Source organism: Trichocoleus sp. AS-A1 (assembly GCF_039962015.1).
Classification (GTDB): domain Bacteria; phylum Cyanobacteriota; class Cyanobacteriia; order Cyanobacteriales; family FACHB-T130; genus FACHB-T130.
The window spans coordinates 13,335-30,201 of record NZ_JAMPKG010000018.1; the positions used below are offsets into that span (position 1 = coordinate 13,335).

The following is a 16,867-nucleotide window of genomic DNA, read 5'->3' on the forward strand; positions in this document are numbered from 1 at the left end:
TCTCCCCAGTAGAATCGCATCTTCACTGAAAATTTTCTCTTGTAATGACTTCTCCTGTTTGGATATTTTTCAAAAAAGGAATGCCTATCCAAACTTCTATCGAGAAATTATAAGATGAATTGTAGTCATCAACGATATAACATCCATTAAAACTGCGAGTTTTCTTCAGGGAAATATTCCAACTCGGCGGAGAAATACTCCAATATTTAGCTTTTTCACTAGATTCGTTTTGTAAATTTGTTTTACTAATTTTATAAGGAACTTCAATAATATCGATTAAATCATAAGCATATTCATACTTGTCCAAAATACTTAGAATATCTTCCCAACTTTGAACTTTTATTTTTTTGTCAAAAATTCGTGAATTCAGCCAAGAATTACCAATTTCAACCAGTTGTTTCGCGATTAATTCTACCCGATGCTTGTCTTGCTTGAGAAACTCTAAATCTTCGGGAAGTAATACCCTGTTGGGTAGAATAGTCCAAACTTCAAAGGAAGTCTCTGTCTCTGTATCAAATGAGAAAGTAGATTTTTTTATACCTGGTATGTCTTCAAAAACTTGCACAGCACTAATGGGTGCTAGGGAGTCTAAGTATTTAGATTTAGTAGAACCTATTTCAACTTCTGGTAAATCTTTTGGGTAATTCTCAGCTAAATGATAATCTGGAGCCTTACATAGCTCTTCTGGAAGATAGGATTTTGTTGAAGTGTGCACTGCGCTTCTCCATTAAAATAATTTTTGTTTCAACAGAGTAGCAGAGCGAGTAAGACTATTCAGTGTTGCAGTTTACTAAAAATAAAGAGTTTTAATTATCAAGTATTTTCATCCGCCTAAAGATAGATAAAAAAATGAATAACGAACACCAAGCGATCGCTCATCAAATTTTATAGACGGAAAACAAGTCAAGTATGGGGAAGAGAAATGCAACAACTGAAACTTAGAGTAAGATTCCCTATCTATAGTAAGAATTCAGATGCCAAATGCGCGAATTATGCTAAATTTGGTCGTCCTTCGGAATGGATATGAAAATTCTTTTTCATCGTTGCACTGGGCAGCAAGGCTCACAGCGACTCCAGATTTTGATTGTCATTACCAGCATTTTCTTCATTACCATTCCATCTGGGCTTGCCCAGGAGGCTACCTCGCCAAAATCCACACCCGTAAGGATTTCAACTGAAGAACAATATTTTGCTGATGTTGTTGTCAGAGGACGCCCAGTTTTTCAAGTAGGTAGTTTATCGGGAATCAGCGCTCAAGAGCGATCGCAAATTATCAATCGGCGGATTGCCAGTATACTGCTGCAATCAGAGGCTTTGGGGCAAGTCACCGTTAAACCGGACAATCCACGGAAGATAGCCACCTTACAACTCAATAACCGAGTCTTAATGTCAGTAACTCAACAGGACGCCCGCGACTTTGGGGTGTCTGTAGAGGTGCTTGGCGAGAAATGGGCGAATCAATTAAATCAAGCTTTCAAAAAACCGCCCCTAGCCATTGATGTTGGACAGCGACTTTATCTTACCGTGCGCGATCTGGTACGGGACGCCATCAGCAGCTTGCCCTTAATTTTAGGGGCATTGGTAGTTGTTGGCATCACCTGGGTAGGTGCTAGAGGCGTGCGTTACATTGCTTTAAAATGGGCGCAGAAAGAGACAGAAGGCGATCGCAGCACTGAAATTCTGATGGGGCGAGTGGGATACGGTGGAGTCTGGGTTATTGGCTCTGTCATCGCTCTAGGCGTCTTGGGGCTTGACATTGGGGCCTTGCTGGGGGCATTGGGACTTACCAGCGTCGCGATTGGTTTCGCCCTCAAAGAGGTTTTCAGTAACTATATTTCCGGGATGATTTTACTTGCCGCCCGACCTTTTCGGTTAGGCGATCAAGTGACGATCAAGGAATTTGAGGGAACCGTTACCCAAATTCAACTGCGGGCAACTACTCTAAATACCTATGATGGGCGGAAGGTGTATATCCCGAATCAAGAAGTTTTCCTTGCCAGCATTATTAATAACACAGCTTTCAAGCACCGCCGCAGTTCGGTTACGGTTGGCATTGCCTATGGTGCCAATATCTCTACTGCTAAACAAGTGATTACTGATGCCGTTCTTAAAGTCAAAGGCGTGCAGCCAAAACCAGTGCCAGAAGTCCTTGTCCGGGAACTGGATTCTGGAAAGGTGAATTTGGAAATCCGCTTTTGGGTGAATTCTCGGCGTTTGGAGTTTTTAGAAACAACTTCTAAAGCAAATGAGGCAATTAAAGAAGCCTTGCACAAAGCGGAGATTGAAATACCCACTGAAATTTATACATTGTTAGTACGCAAATCGCAGACTGAGGCTGATGTCTATCCCAGCGACTGGGATTCCCAGAAGCGGCTTCCGAACGGCAAGTAAGCTGTTCTAGGCTCCCAGTCTGTTAGCTCCGAATTGTTAGCTCCGAATAAAGCACGATCGCTTTTTTACGGCACCTGTGGCACCGATGGGGGTGCAGAACTGACACCGCTTCCCTTGCCTCGGTTGTATTTCAAATAAAACCCTGCCACTACTAACAAGATAATTGCGAGGGTGCCAATACCGAGGGGACTGGGAAGCCAGAATACCGCCTCAACATGGTTCACTTCACCGGGTTTGAGCGTCCAAACTAACAGATGTCCTTTCTCTGAGATAACTGGGTTGAGTGCATTCTCCGCCTTCTCAACACTCCGTGCCCCCCAAGGAGTTCTCAAGCTAAAGTCTAGATCGAACAGCGAACCGGGACTAACGATAACGTTACCGTTAGTAGAAAGAACGCCGAGCGATCGCAAATCCAAATCGTAGCTTAAGTGATTCCGTATCCAGAACAGGAAATTCCCCTGTCTCAGACTCAGGTGGGAATTAATCTTTGGTAAATCTGTATCTGTCGCCGCCTGAGAACCTTTCTTTGCAGGGGGATTAAAAAACTGGTTAAACTTCTCCTCCAGTTCCGCACCGCTAGCAAACGGAATTGTCACCACAACTTCCTGGTTTGAGATGCGCTTCGTTTTCCCTTGCAATTGTCGCGCCCGACGCTGAAGGCTATCTAACCATTCCTGTGCCTGCTCGCTGCTCAATGCCGTCAGTTGTTCGCCCAACTTGATATGCTGGACAATCTCGCCACGGTTCGGATTCTCGAACCTCACCCCAGCATCATACTGAACGCAGCCCGACAGCAACACGACCGCTAACAGCATCGCCCAAAGAACCCGCATTTTCGGCAATACTTTACCGAAAGCACCCCTTGCACTCCGACTCAACACAGCTAACTTCACGCCTTTCTCTCCTCCTTACTTCTCTGGTTGCCTTTTCTAGTGCCGGAAGTCGTTCGTTACCCTTGCCTCGCCGCCACACCCAACTGCTGGAATAACAAACTCGGCAAGAAGCTACCCCCGCCTACCCATTCCGGCTTATCGCCCAAATCCACCAGATTTTTAAACGCCTCAAAAATACTACCAGCCACCATCGTATTCTTGACTCGACCGACAATCTGACCTTTTTCTACCTTGTAGCCTAAATCCAGATTGACAGAAAACTCTCCCGCCATTTGATTCGACTGTCCAGCACCGAGAACCTGATCCACAATCACCCCCTCATCCATGCTGGCAATTAAATCCGCTGTCGATGTCCTCCCAGGCGCAAAGCAGAGATTTACCAACTCCGGGTTAGGACGAGACAAACCACCCCGAAAGCCGTTTCCTGTAGACTCACAACCAGCCCTGGCTGCCCAGCGCCGATCCCAGTAGAATTCTTTGACTGTGCCATTGTCGATAAACACTTTGCGACGGGTAGGCGTCCCTTCATCGTCAAAAGCACAGGCAGATGACCCGATGCTGGGGTCTTCAAATAAATTTAAGCGTTCGTCAAATAGGGTTTCGCCCAGTTTCCCGACGAGAGGAGAGGCTTTTTGGACGATACTTTGACCGGAGAGAACTGTCTTAAATAAGCGTCCGATGGCACTAGCGGCGGCTCTAGGATTAAAGAGAACGGGGAAAGATCCGCTCTTGATGGTCGCTGGCTGCTCTGCTAGAGCGTATTTTCGTAACAAATCTTCCAGGAGACGGTTAAAATCTGGGACGCCTTCACGGGCAATATCAGAGCTATAAACCTGAAGAAAATCTTCACCCCGTACCAAATTCCCCGAAAGGCTGGCACTGACAACCTGGCTGGTGCGCGAGGCGTAGACATCCTCACTGGTTGCAATCTTTACGTTATTTGCCCGGACGTGAAATCCCACATCTACCAGAATATCGGGGTTATAGTCGTGGATTTGGGAAATTAAGCGATCGCCCACTTCCACTAATTCCTGGGTTGCTGGTGGCGTATATTTTTTTTCCGGTTCCGTCACCTGTACATCCGCAGCAAATTCAAACTCAGCCTTATCGCCAATTTCTGAAGTTTGTACGGCAGCATCCACCAAATCTTCCAGCCGCGTCAAGTCAGTGGAACTGGCAAAACCCAGCCTCCCTTCGTGTAGCACCCGCAGCGCTACTCCTTGTAGCGCTTTGGTTTGCAGGGATTTTAAGCGATTGTTTTCAAACTCAACTGGTGTGTCTTGGCTTGATAGATAGTAAACCTCAGCGGAGTCGGTTCGTCCCTTCGCCAATTTCAGAATCTGCTCCAGCGTCGCATCAGTCACCATCTCAGGTTCTCCCGCTTCACCCATACCATCTTAAAGCTACCAGCGGGACTCGTCGCACTACTGCCCTAAATACCGCTGTAAAGACAGACAGGAAGTTTACCGACTGCTGCTAATTGTTCTACGACTTTTAATTGGAGAAAAATCTCCTCAACAACTCAAACAGAAGCTGGATTTGCGATTAGATGAATTTTCCCAACCTAGGAAAGCCCATCCAGTCACGCCATATTGGGCATAAAAAAAGGTTTGCGGGAAGCCAAACAAGAACTCAATCACAGATAAAATTAGCGTTCAAAAATTAAACCAAGCCAATCCACCGAGTGTCAAACCAATGGCAACCAAGGCAACCCAAATAAACAAATTGTCCTTGGTATTTACTTGGCTGAGATCGATGGGTTCCGGTTCTGGACGCTTTTGAGGAGTTTTCGTAGCACCCTGAAGATTGCTCCCCCGGCGAAATTCCGGTTCGCTGTCAGCGAGAGTTGTGAGATCGGGAATCTCTGTCAACCATTCTGGACGCCTGCTGAGTTGCGGGGCTTCCATAATGTAGAGTAAGCGACGGCTTTGCTTGCTAGTTTGTGGATCGGGATGATGTCGCAGCTGTTTGCAGAGGGCGATCGCTTCTGTTGTTTGTCCTGCTGCTTCGTAAGCCGTCACCAGCCAAATCAAGATTTCTCCTCCCAATCGGGAGTTTCGAGTCACCAAGCTACTTGCCTTCTCTAAATGCTGCACTGACTGGCGGTAATTTCCTCGCTCAAATGCTGCTGTGCCAGTCTGGTACTCGGTTCTAATAATTTCCTGGGTTTCTGAATTCACTGTGCCAATCGAATTTAAAGAGAACTTTTTTGTGCTTTGTACGTCATCACCGATAGCCTCTTTAAATTTTAGCGAAGCAGATTATCCTGTAATCAAGACGGCTAAAATCAATTGCCTTTGCCAGGGTTTTCGAGAGCATCCAAAGACAAAAATTGCAAGCTGCCAGCTCGGAAGATTTATCGTCTGTAAGGGGTGGTTTCTGTTTCGTTGTTTCAACATCACCCGTTCAGGTGAATCAACGAGGGGAATTTTCCTCGCCTTGCCAGGGTTTATCTTAAGAAGTCATTTAAACTTTCATACTTAGCACCATCCAAAAGATTAGGATGTAAAACCATGCTCAAAACCCTACCTCTGCCGTTGCATTGTTTTCATCGGTTTTGCCTTGCTACCGGCTTAGCACCCTTGACGCTGGGCATTACGGTACTAACAGGGGCGATTTCCCCAGCCAAGGCACAATTAATCATTCAGCAAGGCGTGCCTACTTATGGATTTCCCCAGCATGGAGTTCCCCAGCCGTCGTCGGGTAGCTTTGTTTATGGCAGTCCGATTCCCAGTCCGATTCCGATAAACCCAACGACGGGGATGAGCGATCGCGGATCGAGTAATTACTATCGAGTCAATCCAAACCCTTATCCGAGTTATCCCGACTACTACCAGGGTTATCCCAACTCTTATCCGAGTTATCCCAACTACTACCAGGGTTATCCCAACTCCTATCCGAGTTATCCCAGCTACCCGGTGGGATCGCACAGGAGAGTCAACAACTCAACACTGATCAACCCCACCTTAATCAATCCCCAGATTCGGGATTCTATCCTGATTAATCCAGTGATTGTGAATCCGCGAGGCAATCGCAGACGCTTCAACCAACCCAGGCAGATTATTATTCGTTAATCGCGCACGCCTAAGTCATAAACCCTAAGTCATAAACTCAGAGGCGATAATCATCGAGCCGATACCGGCGTCGGTGAAAATTTCTAATAGCAGTGCGTGGGGAATACGACCGTCAATAATATGAGTAGCCCGAACGCCTTGAGCAAGCGATCGCACGCAACATTTCACCTTGGGAATCATCCCACCGCCCACGATACCCTTCTCAATTAGACGCCTCGCTTCGGCGATATCCACTTTGGCAATCAGAGTGGAGGGATCTTTATAATCCTGCAAGATCCCTGCTGTATCTGTGAGCAAAATCAACTTTTCTGCCCCCAAAGCTGCCGCAAGTTCCCCAGCTACGGTATCCGCATTGATGTTATAGGCTTGTCCACTGTCATCGGTTGCCACGCTAGACACTACAGGGATATATCCGCTACTGACCAGTGACTGCAAAAGCTTGATATCAATACTGTTCACTTCTCCCACAAAACCAATGCCCTCTACCCCTTCTGGTCGGGCTTTGATCAAGTTGCCGTCTGTGCCGCAAAGTCCAACAGCGGAACCGCCAGCACGGTTAATTAAGGAGACAATTTCTTTATTGACCCGACCCACTAAAACCATTTCCACCACCTCCATTGTGGCGGCATCGGTCACGCGCAGGCCATTTTTAAATTGGGGTTCGATTCCCAGTTTGCCCAGCCAAGAGTTTATTTCTGGACCACCGCCATGTACCACGACGGGACGCAAGCCTACACAGGATAAGAATACAATGTCGCGCATTACCTTATCTTTGAGCGAAGCGTCTTTCATCGCCGCGCCGCCGTATTTAACGACAACGGTGCGACCGGCAAATTGCTGGATGTAGGGTAGTGCTTCGCTTAGCACTCGAACGCGAGTCGCTTCAGCTTTCTTGAGGTATTCGCTATCGTTAAGCATTGCTTAGCAGGATGATGCCAGTAATCGTTTTCTAGAAGTTTAGTGCATACTGGCGTCTGCGGCACGATTAGAGGCGGCTGTTTCCAGTTTTACTGACCGTTATTGTCTGGCTTTGGCTTAAGAACTGCGGGAATTGCTTCAATTACTTGCGTCGCAATTTGTTCGGGAGTTTGCCCCTCGCCAACGGTGATGTGCAGGTCGGCTTGGGCGTACAGCGGTTTTCGTTGCTCAAACCGCTTTGGGAATTCGGTCGCGATGTCAGCGTTTTTTAACAGAGGTCGGGTGGTATCGTTTTGCAAACGGGCGACTAAAAGTTCCACAGGGACATCCAGCCATACGACGAGACCGTGTTGGAGATAGCTCCAATTTTCTCGCTTCAGGATAATACCGCCGCCAGTAGCGATCGCTAACTTCGTATAAGCCGACAATTCGGACAGCACTTGGCTTTCCAGCTTCCGAAAGCTTTCTTCGCCGTCACTGGCAAAAATCTCATTAATCGATTTTTTCGCAACTTGCTCAATTACAGCGTCGGTATCGAAAAAGCGATAATCCAGATGCTGTGCCAATAAGCGTCCTACGCTTGTCTTCCCAGCACCCATCATGCCAATCAGATAGACATTGATGCCCTTGAGCCGGTCGCGTAGGTTCTGATTGCTATTTTCCATATTTACAATTGCCAGAGCGATCGCTGTCCTAGTGTAACCATCAACGGAAGAAATTAACTCTTTTACCTACATATCAAATTTCCCGGTAGCTATCTTTATCCAAGTCTTCCAGCGACGATTGCCACTTTTCTACCAATCCTCCACGCACGCTGCTTCTCACCCAAGGATGCAGATCGTAGCGGGGATTGCCTAGCTCATCTTGTACGTCTTCAATCAAATACCATCGTCTCAGATCCGCCAGTGCCGCATCCAACTCTGAATCCAACAATTCCCCAACTTGAGACAACTCGGCTCTGCTAACCGTTACATCTACCCCGCCCATATAACGCAGTACACTTTTTGCTGCCACATTGATTCGCTGCCACGCTGCCTCCAGACAGAAGCGGTAGAAGGTCTCAACTTGTCGGCTGGCAAGCTTTAATTCCGACAAGATTGGCTCAAGTGCTTGATCGTGGAATACTCGCCCAGCCAGGAAATGCAGTGCTAAGGGTGCGCCACAAGACAATTGATGCATTTGATAAAGCTGTTCGTTGCTTGCCTGCTTGATTACCGAAATGTTGTTGTATTTTGCCTCATCCTCCAACAATTTAGACGACCATCTTTCTTCGAGTCCTGGGATTTCAATTAATCTTACATAGGGAGGTTTAGTTCGGTGTCGGCTGGTAATCAGTGCCCGACTGGGGTTGAGCATTTTGATAAGGTTCGCCAGAATATCTTCAACTTGTGCGGTCTCCGCATTATCCAAGACGACAAGCAATTTCTCTGCTCTCAAACGCTGGTGAACTCGCTCAGGGGGACAATCCAGTTGATACGCGATTTCATTTAAAAATTTCTTCCACGTCAGCGCCTCAAACTGCTTTTCCTGGCTGATGTAACCATCCACCCACTCGCTTTGCCTCGCTGTCACCCACACCACATCCGCGAACAGATTTCTGTCGAGTGCTTCTTTCGCAATTTGGCTGGCAGCTTCAGATTTGCCATACCCTGGACTGCCGCTGAGGGAAAAAATAGAGAGTTCTGTGGGATCGTCCAAGCGGTTCAATACTTCTTGAATGAAGCTTTCTCGCCCCCACACCATCCGACATCGCGGATTAGGGATAAACAAGCCCCACTGGCGTTTTTTGCCCCGAGCTAGTGGCGCTTCGGTTGGGGCGTTGACGGTTTGATTTTCCTCCCAGCATCTTATACCAGGAGTGGTAGATAAGGAGTCTTGAGAACCGACCTCTTCCCCGATTGGACAGGATAGCAAGCTCTGAGAATTGTCGGGAGCATTCTGAGAAAACTCGCTCCATTCATCATAGGAACAGTTCAATAACAGATGACATAAGCCATTGGCAATCCGATACTCGCAGGTTTGGCGGCTCTCCGAGTTCAAAATTGCTTGTAAAGCTTGGCGGGAGGGTTCAAGTGTATTGAGTTGTTTCCGCCACGCACTCAAAAATTCTTGCATTAAGGCACGCTTGCCTTCAGGCTTGTACTTTCTGTTGAATTCTTCGTGTAGCTTTTTCTTTAAGCTTGCGGACAAAAAAACGTTACTGTTATCTCTTCTGAGGTCAAATCCACCAGCCATATAGATACCGATAGACCTTTTTGCGTATTTCTGACAAAATTTGGAGCTTTGTGTCAACAAAATCCTGCAAACTATTAACTTGAGCAACCAACTTGGCTTTGAATTACTTTGAAATTACCCTATAATTGCTTTGTTTCAATTTCAGTAATGTTACGGTTGCCTAATAAGGTTAAATTGTGAAGCACGGTAATCTCACTTAGGATCATCAAAGTTGGGTGTTCTACCATGAAAAATAACCTCAGCAATATCCGCGAAGTCGTCCAACACGCTTTGAGTACAGGCTACTTAACTGTTGCAGCCGAAGAACAGCTGCGGAGACTTTTAACAACTAAGTATGGATTAGAAGACTTCAACGCTTTTATGCAGTTGCAGCAAGCTGCAATGCTGGGTCAAGTGAGGCAAGAGTCCCGCGAACTCGCCCTTTCTCAGCGACTTTCCTGTGGGAGATGCTAGCGGCTAAGCCAAGCATTGGCGAAAAATCCTCCTTTCCAGCCCTTTGTTAACCCGGTAATGTTAACCCGGTAAGGTTAGACGACGGTTGGTTTCGTATCTCCCAGATGGAGCGTTAATTAGCCCCAAGCTTAATAAAAGAGCCACATCTTTAGTCGTCATTTCTTCACAAATCTGCTCAACTAATTTGTCAGCGAGATACGCCCTGACAACAGGTGGCAAGGTGAAATTATTCGAGGTTTTTTCAATCAGCGATCGCCGTCGCAAAGATTCCATTGCTTCTAGCTGCTGCCGTTTCGATACTCCCGGCACCACCTCGTCTCGCAAGGAACGTATAGGAATTAACTTGTGACGAATTGCCAGCCAGTACATTACTTTTTTTTCTAAGTCCGAGAGGCGATTGAACTGCCGATCTAATAGATCTCGGATATCCCCAAAGACAACCAACCCTTCTGCTAAAAAGTCGGTGATATTCCCGTCAAAGACATCTTGAATCGTCGTTGCTACAATTTTCAGGACTAGCGGATTTCCCGCATAGCGGTTGATCAGGACTCTACATTCTTCGGTTGAGCCAACTAAACCTTTGAGTTGCAGTAACTCTTGTCCATCGGATGCTGACAACCCCCTTAGTTCTAAGGAACGAATGGGTAAGTTTTCCCCTTCTAAGGATGCAATTTCTTTCGGTTTCTCCCGACTGGTGAGAACCAGACAGCTAGGATGGCGTTCTTCTCCCAGGCGTCGGAACAGTTCCCCATATCCCTCATATTCGGGACGATAGTATCCAGCGTGTTGGATAGGAGATAAAACTTCCTCAGCTCGATCGAGGACGATCAGACAGCGGTGCGATCGCAGATAAGCCATCAGTAGGGAAATTCCCTCGTCTGCGGTTGCGTCACCGATGATTTCCTGTCCTTGAGATAGAAATTGAACCAAGTTTGCCACCAAATCTTGAACTGATGGAGCATGACGTAGCGATCGCCAAATGACAAACTCAAAATCTTGCTGAATCTGTTCTGCTAGCTTTACAGCAAGAGCAGTTTTCCCGATTCCCCCTATCCCCAACAATGCCACTAAGCGGCAGCTGTCGTGGACAATCCACTGCTCTAAGGTTGCCAGTTCTTCCTCGCAACCGTAGTAAGCTGCTACATCAATCACTTCTTCCCAATCCTGGGAAGCGATCGCCGTCCCGATGGCAGATGTCTCAGCTTGACCGTGTTCGGATACGTTAGCGGAATCTATTTTATATCCAGCTTTTGAGAGCAAGTTGGTGACGCGGCTCCAGTTCTTGATTTTTATAACGTCACCCGTCTGGCGAATCAGGAGTTCTTGAATGTATTTGTACAGCCCATTCGATAAGTAAACTCTAACGGCACTGCTAGTGCGACTTTTGTAGACAGTGTCTGCTATTTCTGCTGGACTATAACCACACAACAATCCTCTTAAGAATTTCTTCTCAACTGGCGTCAAACTCCTTCCTTTGGCAGATGCTAAATCTAGATAAAGCTTCTCCAAATGCCAATTATTTGCTGCTTCTGTAAACTCGTCGTCCTGCCGCTCAACAGTTGATACCATTCTCTCGCGTTGCTAACCTCAATAAAGGCTGTCAACGCCTGATTCTAACGGATTAATTATGAAATCCTAACGAAGTTACGATGAAGTTCTAACGAATTTAATAACGATTGTTAGATGAAGTTTCTTTAATATTTTGGCTATCCTTAAATTTTAGGGAGACTTTATCTAACTTTCATCTAAAGTTCATTAAAATTTCACAGTCTTTGAGAGGGAGAAAAGAGGTGAAGCGATGGTTTTCCTAGGTTTTAACGGCATTACCTTACCCTGCGGCTCAATTATATTGCCCTGCCTCAGAAAAGGCATCCGTAAATTAACTGAAGTGAATTCCCTATTTCAAAACCTAATGGTTTCTCCTGGTATTGATTGAGTTGGTGAAAAATTATGATGCTCATCCGCGAACTTGTCGAACAAGCACTGACTATTGGATATTTAACCGTTGAAGCTGAAGATCAACTGCGACAGTTATTAAGAAAAAAGTATGACAATGAGGATTTTAATGCCTTCATGACCTTGCAGAAAGCCGCAATGACAGGTCTTGTCAAGCAGCAATCGCGCGAACTGATGCGGTTATAAGTAGTAGTTTAGAGTTAATTCTTGGGGTTAATGACTTGAGCATTCAGGAGTCAAAATAATAAAGCGTGTGAATGCTTCCCCGGAGAGGGGTTGAGGGAAACCCTCGCAAAAAAAAGTCACCCTCTAGGCTTATCGGTTCTTCCAATCAGTGTCAAACTCGTCGTCCTCGTCTTCAAATCCCCAGTCGTCCTCATCCGGATTGGTTTTCCGTACAGGTTCAGGTTCCTGATAGGGCGGGGTAATTACCCGGTAACTGGCATCATAAACGGCTTCAGTTTTTCCCACCCCAGAATTGCGCGGTTCCCGGTAACTGTAAGAATAGACGGAACCCGATCGAGAGGCGCTTTTCGGTTCTTGCTGACGCTCGTAAGTTGTACGTTCTTCTACAGATTCTTTTGCAAACGGTTGTCGGCTTGGAGTGCGATCGCGCGGTTCCTCTGATTCATCCCCCCAATCATCATCCTCCGCAACCTCCTCTTCCCAGTCATCTCCATCCGCATCGGTATTCGTTGGCTCTGGCGGAGGGGGAGGGGTGTAACTGGTTTGTTGAGTGGTAGAGGTTTGTTGAGTGGTATAGGTAGATTGGGCAGTTTCACGCCGCGACTGGTTGGAACGAGGGGGTTCTGTGGCTTCTAGTTTGCGGATGCGTGCTTGTAAGGGACGCCGTTGCAGATAGCTCAACAATTGCAGGAAACTGCCAGCCAGGGCACCCGTTGCGATCGCTGCCAAAATCCAAACCCCTACAGGTAGCGCTTGCGTTTTAGCACCCAAAAATACCAGCGCTAGCACCGGCGACAAATTTTGTAAAGCAAGTAGTGCTACGGACCCTAGCACCAACATCAGCAGTAAAATCCGAATCGCAGGCATAATCTATTAAAAATTAAAAATTAAAGCTTAAAAATGCAGAATTTCTTCTTGTATTTTCAATTTTACATTTTTAATTTTTCATTTTCCTTCCCATCGGTTAATCGGGATACAGTCAATATCTAGCTGATCTAAGGCACGCGCCACCACAAAGTCTACTAAGTCTTCAATTGTTTGGGGATTGTGATACCAAGCAGGAATTGCTGGGACAATTCGGGCACCTGCTTCTGCCAAAGCCGTCAGGTTACGCAGGTGAATCAAGCTAAAGGGCGTTTCGCGGGGCACAAGAACCAGTTTCCGCCCTTCCTTGAGTTGGACATCTGCTGCTCGCTCCAAAAGGTCGGAACTTAAGCCAGCTGCCAGTTTCGCCACCGTACTCATACTACACGGCATAATCACCATCCCTAGGGTGCGGAAGGAACCACTGGCAATATTGGCTCCCACATCGCCCCAAGGATGGCAGTAAAGTTTACCCTGCGTTTCGACTCCAGCTTGCTGTCGCCAAAATATTTCCTGTGCCACTGCTTCTACAGGCATCCGGATATTTTGCTCTGCCTGCCAAACCATATAAGTAGATTTGGAGGCAACCAGTTCAACGCTGTACTCAGCTTGGAGCAGAAATTTTAAGGCACGCACGGCATAAATTAAGCCAGAGGCACCCGTGATGCCGAGGATAAGGGGTTTGGTCATTGGTAATGGGTAATAAGGAATTAGCTAAACAGTTAATGGCTCATGGTTGTTGAACACACCATGAGCCATTAACGATTAGCTATTCATCGAATTCAGGATCGACAGAAGAATCTGCTTCTATATCCTCATTGCTGGCTTCGCTACCGCCGCCGACAATGACCAAGTCAATTTGCTGACGATAGTAATCAACGCTCTTAACTTGGACTTCCACGCGATCGCCTAGACGATAAGAAACGCGGCTTTTCCGTCCAACCAGGCAAGCATGACGCGAGCGAAACTCGTACCAGTCATCTTTAAGAGAGCTGACGTGTACCAGTCCTTCCACTAGCAAGTCTTCAATTTCCACAAAGAACCCGTAAGACTGGACGCCGGTAATTAAGCCCTGGAAGACCTCTCCCGTGCGCTCCTTCATTAGCTCGGCTTTTTTGAGTCCTTCCAGATCCGCTTGTGCATCTGAAGTCAGCTTTTCACGCTCGTTGAGATGCACAACGATACCCTGTAGCTGGCTTTCTAAATCTTCTTGCACGTCTGGTGGCAAGACATTCCAGTTGATATTGCCCTGGGCGGAACTATGACGCAGATTCACGCTTTCTTTGGCGCGAGTGGTTCGGCGATCGCGTCCTTTCTCAAAGACGGCAAGCAATACCCGTGACATCAGTAAATCTGCGTAGCGTCGCAGCGGTGAGAGACAGTGGGTGTAGGGGCTTTCGTCCTCGCCTATTCCTAAAGCCAAACCAAAGTGAGAGCCGGGAGCTGTACTGTAACCACAGGGTCTCAGGGTGGACTGCAACAGATACATCAAGACTCGCTCTGACTGGGATTGAGCGAACATTTGAGTAAAACGTTGATAATCCCGTGATGTCACCGCTTCTTCCTGCTCTAGGCGCAGTTCCATGCCCAGATTACTCGCCAACTTCATCAATTCCTGCACATCCTCCGGGTCTGGAGAAGGCTGAATGCGATACGTTGCAGGCAGAAAGAGTGCTTGCAAATGGGTTGCGATCGCTTGATTTGCCAGGAGCATCAACTCTACGACTAGAGAACGCACTCCTCCCGAAAATACAATCGCTCCTAGGATGCCTTCATCGTTGTAGGGCAATTGAGTACCGGGCAGATTCAGTTCAAATCCTCCCCTCCCTAGGCGCTGTGCTTTCACTGCCGGACTCAGCTCGTAAAACAACTGACTGAGCATTTCAAACACTGGCGCTTCGGCATCTTGATGACGCTCTAAAATTGCTGTCGCTTCGTCATAACTCAGTTGGCGATCTACTTGAATCACCGTGGGTTGAATCTCATATTCCACCATTTGTCCGGTGGCGGAATCGAGAGTTAACAGTACCGAAATCGCTAAGCGAGCTTCGCCGGGTACCAAGGAGCAGCGACTGGCAACAGCATCCGGTAGCATTGGCAGCACCATGTCTCCCAGATAGACGGTGTTTCCCCGCTTGCGAGCTTCCCGATCCAGCGCTTCTTGTGGCTCGATGTAGTGGGCAACATCCGTGATGTGGACGCCCAACTGCCACAGTCCAGCCTCTGTTTTGTTAAGAGTCAGAGCGTTTTCTGTGACGTGCTGAGCCGTTTCGTTCTCACTTCTCGCTCCTGAAGGTTCAGGAATAAAGGCAAGAGTTAACAAATTCCGCAAATCCAGCCGGTGCTTGAAATCTTTTTGACTCGGCTGTTTGGGCAATTCCTCTGCGGCTCTCAGCACCTCAGCCGGAAAGTTGCGAGGTAAGTCGTGCTTGCAACAGACGATATCAGTGTCTGCGGCGGCTTCTGCATTGCTGCCGAGAATGCGAGCGACTTTGCCAATCGGCGGCTGCGATGCCAGGGGATAGCGTAAAACTTCGACGTGAACCAGGTAATCGACGGCTTCCGCCAAGTTTTGACCGTTCGGATGCAGATTCAGTTCAAATAGCAGCCGATCGTCTAGAGGGACGGCTCTAAAGCCGGTTTCGACTTGCTTGACTCGTGCCAAGACCGAGGGATTGGCCCGTTCTAGAATCAGCCGCACTTCCCCTTCTGGAGAGCGTTTGCGGTTTCCTTCTTTGGTGACTTTGACGAGAACGCGATCGCCATTCCAAGCGGTACTCAGATGGCTCTCTCGGACGTAAATATCCTCCGCTCCTTCTACCTCCTGAATGGCAAAGCAAAATCCTTTACTCGAACAGCGCAGTTTGGCTTCGACGACATCTTCTTCTTGGACGCGCCGATACTTACCGCGATCTTTGACCAAAATGCCAATTTTTTCTAAGGCATCCAAGGCAATTTGTAGTTTAGTTAAGCTCTCTTCATCCTGGCAACGCAGTTTTTTTTCCAGAACCTTAGGAGCGACTAATTTGTCATCTGTGAAATTAGAAAGTAGTGTAGCGATTGAAAATTCCATGCAGCTATGAGTTTGCCTCCACCATAAAAACAATTCTGTTTGTCTACATTTGTCAGCTGATAGAGACGAGCTAACCTTATCTCTACAACAGTTACTTCTTTCTTCTTGCCGACTACTGACTGTTGACCGCTGACGATTGAAAGCGATTTTTCTCCTTGTTATCCTGACGCCATGCTTGGAAAGCATGGGTATTTTTACCCTGATGTGGCAGCGCCAAATTCGCCGCGTTTTTAACAGATGTCTCGCTGCTACTTGGGTGGCCCGGTTCTCACCCTACAGTAAGCGAAACATTGTCATCGTCATCGAACGCGATGCTCTAGCCTTCTTAGCGCTACACGAGGAGATGCATATCGCGATATACGCTATGCGAGGAGTCGCAGATAATCGCGGCATACACTACGCGAGCGGAAGATTTTGGACTATCGATTTTAGACTTTGTAAACAAACAAAATTTTGTCTTTTTACAGATTTTGGACAACAGACAGCTGCGTTTGGTAGTCTCTAGTCCAGGGTTGGTCGTCTTTAATCTACAGTCCACAGTTGAGCGTCAAGGGAACATCGTCAGGCAACCATCCCTCCTTCAGCCCGCCTTTGCGAATATCAAGCAGATGTCCCGAACAAGAACTCCGGATGCAACCAGCGACTGGCAGCAACCAGTGCTTTCTCTATTCAGGTGCTTGACGACAAAAGCGACGACAAGCACTTTGTCTGACTGCCTTTTCTCAAGCCAACCACTGTGAAACGGACTCGGTCACTTGCGAGCGTAGCGGGCAGTAGGGAATGGTTTTATACCATACCGATGAACAGTCTCTAATTATTTTAGT

15 protein-coding genes are annotated in these 16,867 nt (G+C 47.2%); 4 read left to right on the forward strand and 11 right to left on the reverse strand.

The features are described 5' to 3' along the window. Positions 1-22 precede the first annotated feature (22 nt). Positions 23-715 carry a hypothetical protein gene (locus NC994_RS15220; RefSeq protein ID WP_190439132.1) on the reverse strand — a complete coding sequence of 231 codons (693 nt, stop codon included), beginning with the start codon at positions 713-715 and terminating at the stop codon, positions 23-25. Positions 716-1,023: 308 nt separating this feature from the next. On the opposite strand from NC994_RS15220, the gene NC994_RS15225 reads away from it, so the two are divergent. Next, positions 1,024-2,391, forward strand: coding sequence for a mechanosensitive ion channel family protein (locus NC994_RS15225; protein ID WP_190428764.1), 1,368 nt, complete (start codon positions 1,024-1,026; stop codon positions 2,389-2,391). Between the two features lie 65 nt (positions 2,392-2,456). Here NC994_RS15225 and NC994_RS15230 read toward each other — a convergent pair whose 3' ends face one another. From NC994_RS15230 to NC994_RS15240, 3 genes are all read right to left on the reverse strand, one after another. Further along, positions 2,457-3,284, reverse strand: coding sequence for a DUF3153 domain-containing protein (locus tag NC994_RS15230; protein WP_347276212.1), 828 nt, complete (start codon positions 3,282-3,284; stop codon positions 2,457-2,459). 56 nt (positions 3,285-3,340) lie between these two features. Then, on the reverse strand, positions 3,341-4,648 hold the full coding sequence (locus NC994_RS15235) for a metallopeptidase TldD-related protein (RefSeq protein WP_190439345.1): 1,308 nt from the start codon (positions 4,646-4,648) through the stop codon (positions 3,341-3,343). Between the two features lie 291 nt (positions 4,649-4,939). Beyond that, positions 4,940-5,464, reverse strand: a complete 525-nt coding sequence (locus tag NC994_RS15240; protein WP_190410669.1) for a tetratricopeptide repeat protein — start codon at positions 5,462-5,464, stop codon at positions 4,940-4,942. A 333-nt stretch (positions 5,465-5,797) separates the two neighbouring features. On the opposite strand from NC994_RS15240, the gene NC994_RS15245 reads away from it, so the two are divergent. Continuing rightward, positions 5,798-6,358, forward strand: a complete 561-nt coding sequence (locus NC994_RS15245) for a hypothetical protein (RefSeq protein WP_190439137.1) — start codon at positions 5,798-5,800, stop codon at positions 6,356-6,358. Between the two features lie 24 nt (positions 6,359-6,382). Here the strand turns inward: NC994_RS15245 and argB are convergent, their stop codons facing one another. From argB to NC994_RS15260, 3 genes are all read right to left on the reverse strand, one after another. Then, entirely contained in the window at positions 6,383-7,276 is an 894-nt protein-coding gene (argB, locus tag NC994_RS15250) for an acetylglutamate kinase (RefSeq protein WP_190410667.1), read from the reverse strand. An 89-nt stretch (positions 7,277-7,365) separates the two neighbouring features. Continuing rightward, positions 7,366-7,941 carry a shikimate kinase gene (locus tag NC994_RS15255; protein ID WP_190439140.1) on the reverse strand — a complete coding sequence of 192 codons (576 nt, stop codon included), beginning with the start codon at positions 7,939-7,941 and terminating at the stop codon, positions 7,366-7,368. Between the two features lie 73 nt (positions 7,942-8,014). Then, on the reverse strand, positions 8,015-9,466 hold the full coding sequence (locus NC994_RS15260) for an NB-ARC domain-containing protein (protein ID WP_190439143.1): 1,452 nt from the start codon (positions 9,464-9,466) through the stop codon (positions 8,015-8,017). A gap of 270 nt (positions 9,467-9,736) precedes the next feature. Here NC994_RS15260 and NC994_RS15265 point away from each other — a divergent pair, with 270 nt between their 5' ends. Beyond that, positions 9,737-9,964 carry a hypothetical protein gene (locus tag NC994_RS15265; protein ID WP_190410665.1) on the forward strand — a complete coding sequence of 76 codons (228 nt, stop codon included), beginning with the start codon at positions 9,737-9,739 and terminating at the stop codon, positions 9,962-9,964. A gap of 60 nt (positions 9,965-10,024) precedes the next feature. On the opposite strand, the gene NC994_RS15270 is transcribed toward NC994_RS15265, so the two are convergent. After that, entirely contained in the window at positions 10,025-11,533 is a 1,509-nt protein-coding gene (locus NC994_RS15270; protein WP_190439146.1) for an NB-ARC domain-containing protein, read from the reverse strand. 381 nt (positions 11,534-11,914) lie between these two features. Between NC994_RS15270 and NC994_RS15275 the strand changes: the two genes are divergently transcribed. Then, positions 11,915-12,106, forward strand: a complete 192-nt coding sequence (locus NC994_RS15275) for a hypothetical protein (protein ID WP_190410913.1) — start codon at positions 11,915-11,917, stop codon at positions 12,104-12,106. A gap of 129 nt (positions 12,107-12,235) precedes the next feature. Here NC994_RS15275 and NC994_RS15280 read toward each other — a convergent pair whose 3' ends face one another. The 3 genes from NC994_RS15280 to NC994_RS15290 all read right to left on the reverse strand — a co-directional run bounded on the left by NC994_RS15280 (position 12,236) and on the right by NC994_RS15290 (position 16,043). After that, positions 12,236-12,973: a LapA family protein gene (locus NC994_RS15280; protein ID WP_190439148.1), complete on the reverse strand. Its 738-nt coding sequence runs from the start codon at positions 12,971-12,973 to the stop codon at positions 12,236-12,238. A gap of 78 nt (positions 12,974-13,051) precedes the next feature. Further along, complete coding sequence (locus NC994_RS15285; RefSeq protein ID WP_190439151.1) at positions 13,052-13,660, reverse strand: flavin prenyltransferase UbiX; 609 nt, start codon at positions 13,658-13,660, stop codon at positions 13,052-13,054. Between the two features lie 79 nt (positions 13,661-13,739). After that, the gene (locus NC994_RS15290) at positions 13,740-16,043 is read right to left on the reverse strand and encodes a ribonuclease R family protein (RefSeq protein ID WP_190439156.1); all 2,304 of its coding nucleotides are present in this window, start codon (positions 16,041-16,043) and stop codon (positions 13,740-13,742) included. Positions 16,044-16,867 lie beyond the last annotated feature (824 nt).

Coding starts and splice junctions, on each gene's coding strand:
- NC994_RS15270 (WP_190439146.1), bottom strand. CDS start 11,533: ATGGTATCAACTGTTGAGCGGCAGGACGACGAGTTTACAGAAGCAGCA.
- NC994_RS15255 (WP_190439140.1), bottom strand. CDS start 7,941: ATGGAAAATAGCAATCAGAACCTACGCGACCGGCTCAAGGGCATCAAT.
- NC994_RS15285 (WP_190439151.1), bottom strand. CDS start 13,660: ATGACCAAACCCCTTATCCTCGGCATCACGGGTGCCTCTGGCTTAATT.
- NC994_RS15275 (WP_190410913.1), top strand. CDS start 11,915: ATGATGCTCATCCGCGAACTTGTCGAACAAGCACTGACTATTGGATAT.
- argB (WP_190410667.1), bottom strand. CDS start 7,276: ATGCTTAACGATAGCGAATACCTCAAGAAAGCTGAAGCGACTCGCGTT.
- NC994_RS15245 (WP_190439137.1), top strand. CDS start 5,798: ATGCTCAAAACCCTACCTCTGCCGTTGCATTGTTTTCATCGGTTTTGC.
- NC994_RS15280 (WP_190439148.1), bottom strand. CDS start 12,973: ATGCCTGCGATTCGGATTTTACTGCTGATGTTGGTGCTAGGGTCCGTA.
- NC994_RS15265 (WP_190410665.1), top strand. CDS start 9,737: ATGAAAAATAACCTCAGCAATATCCGCGAAGTCGTCCAACACGCTTTG.
- NC994_RS15225 (WP_190428764.1), top strand. CDS start 1,024: ATGAAAATTCTTTTTCATCGTTGCACTGGGCAGCAAGGCTCACAGCGA.
- NC994_RS15290 (WP_190439156.1), bottom strand. CDS start 16,043: ATGGAATTTTCAATCGCTACACTACTTTCTAATTTCACAGATGACAAA.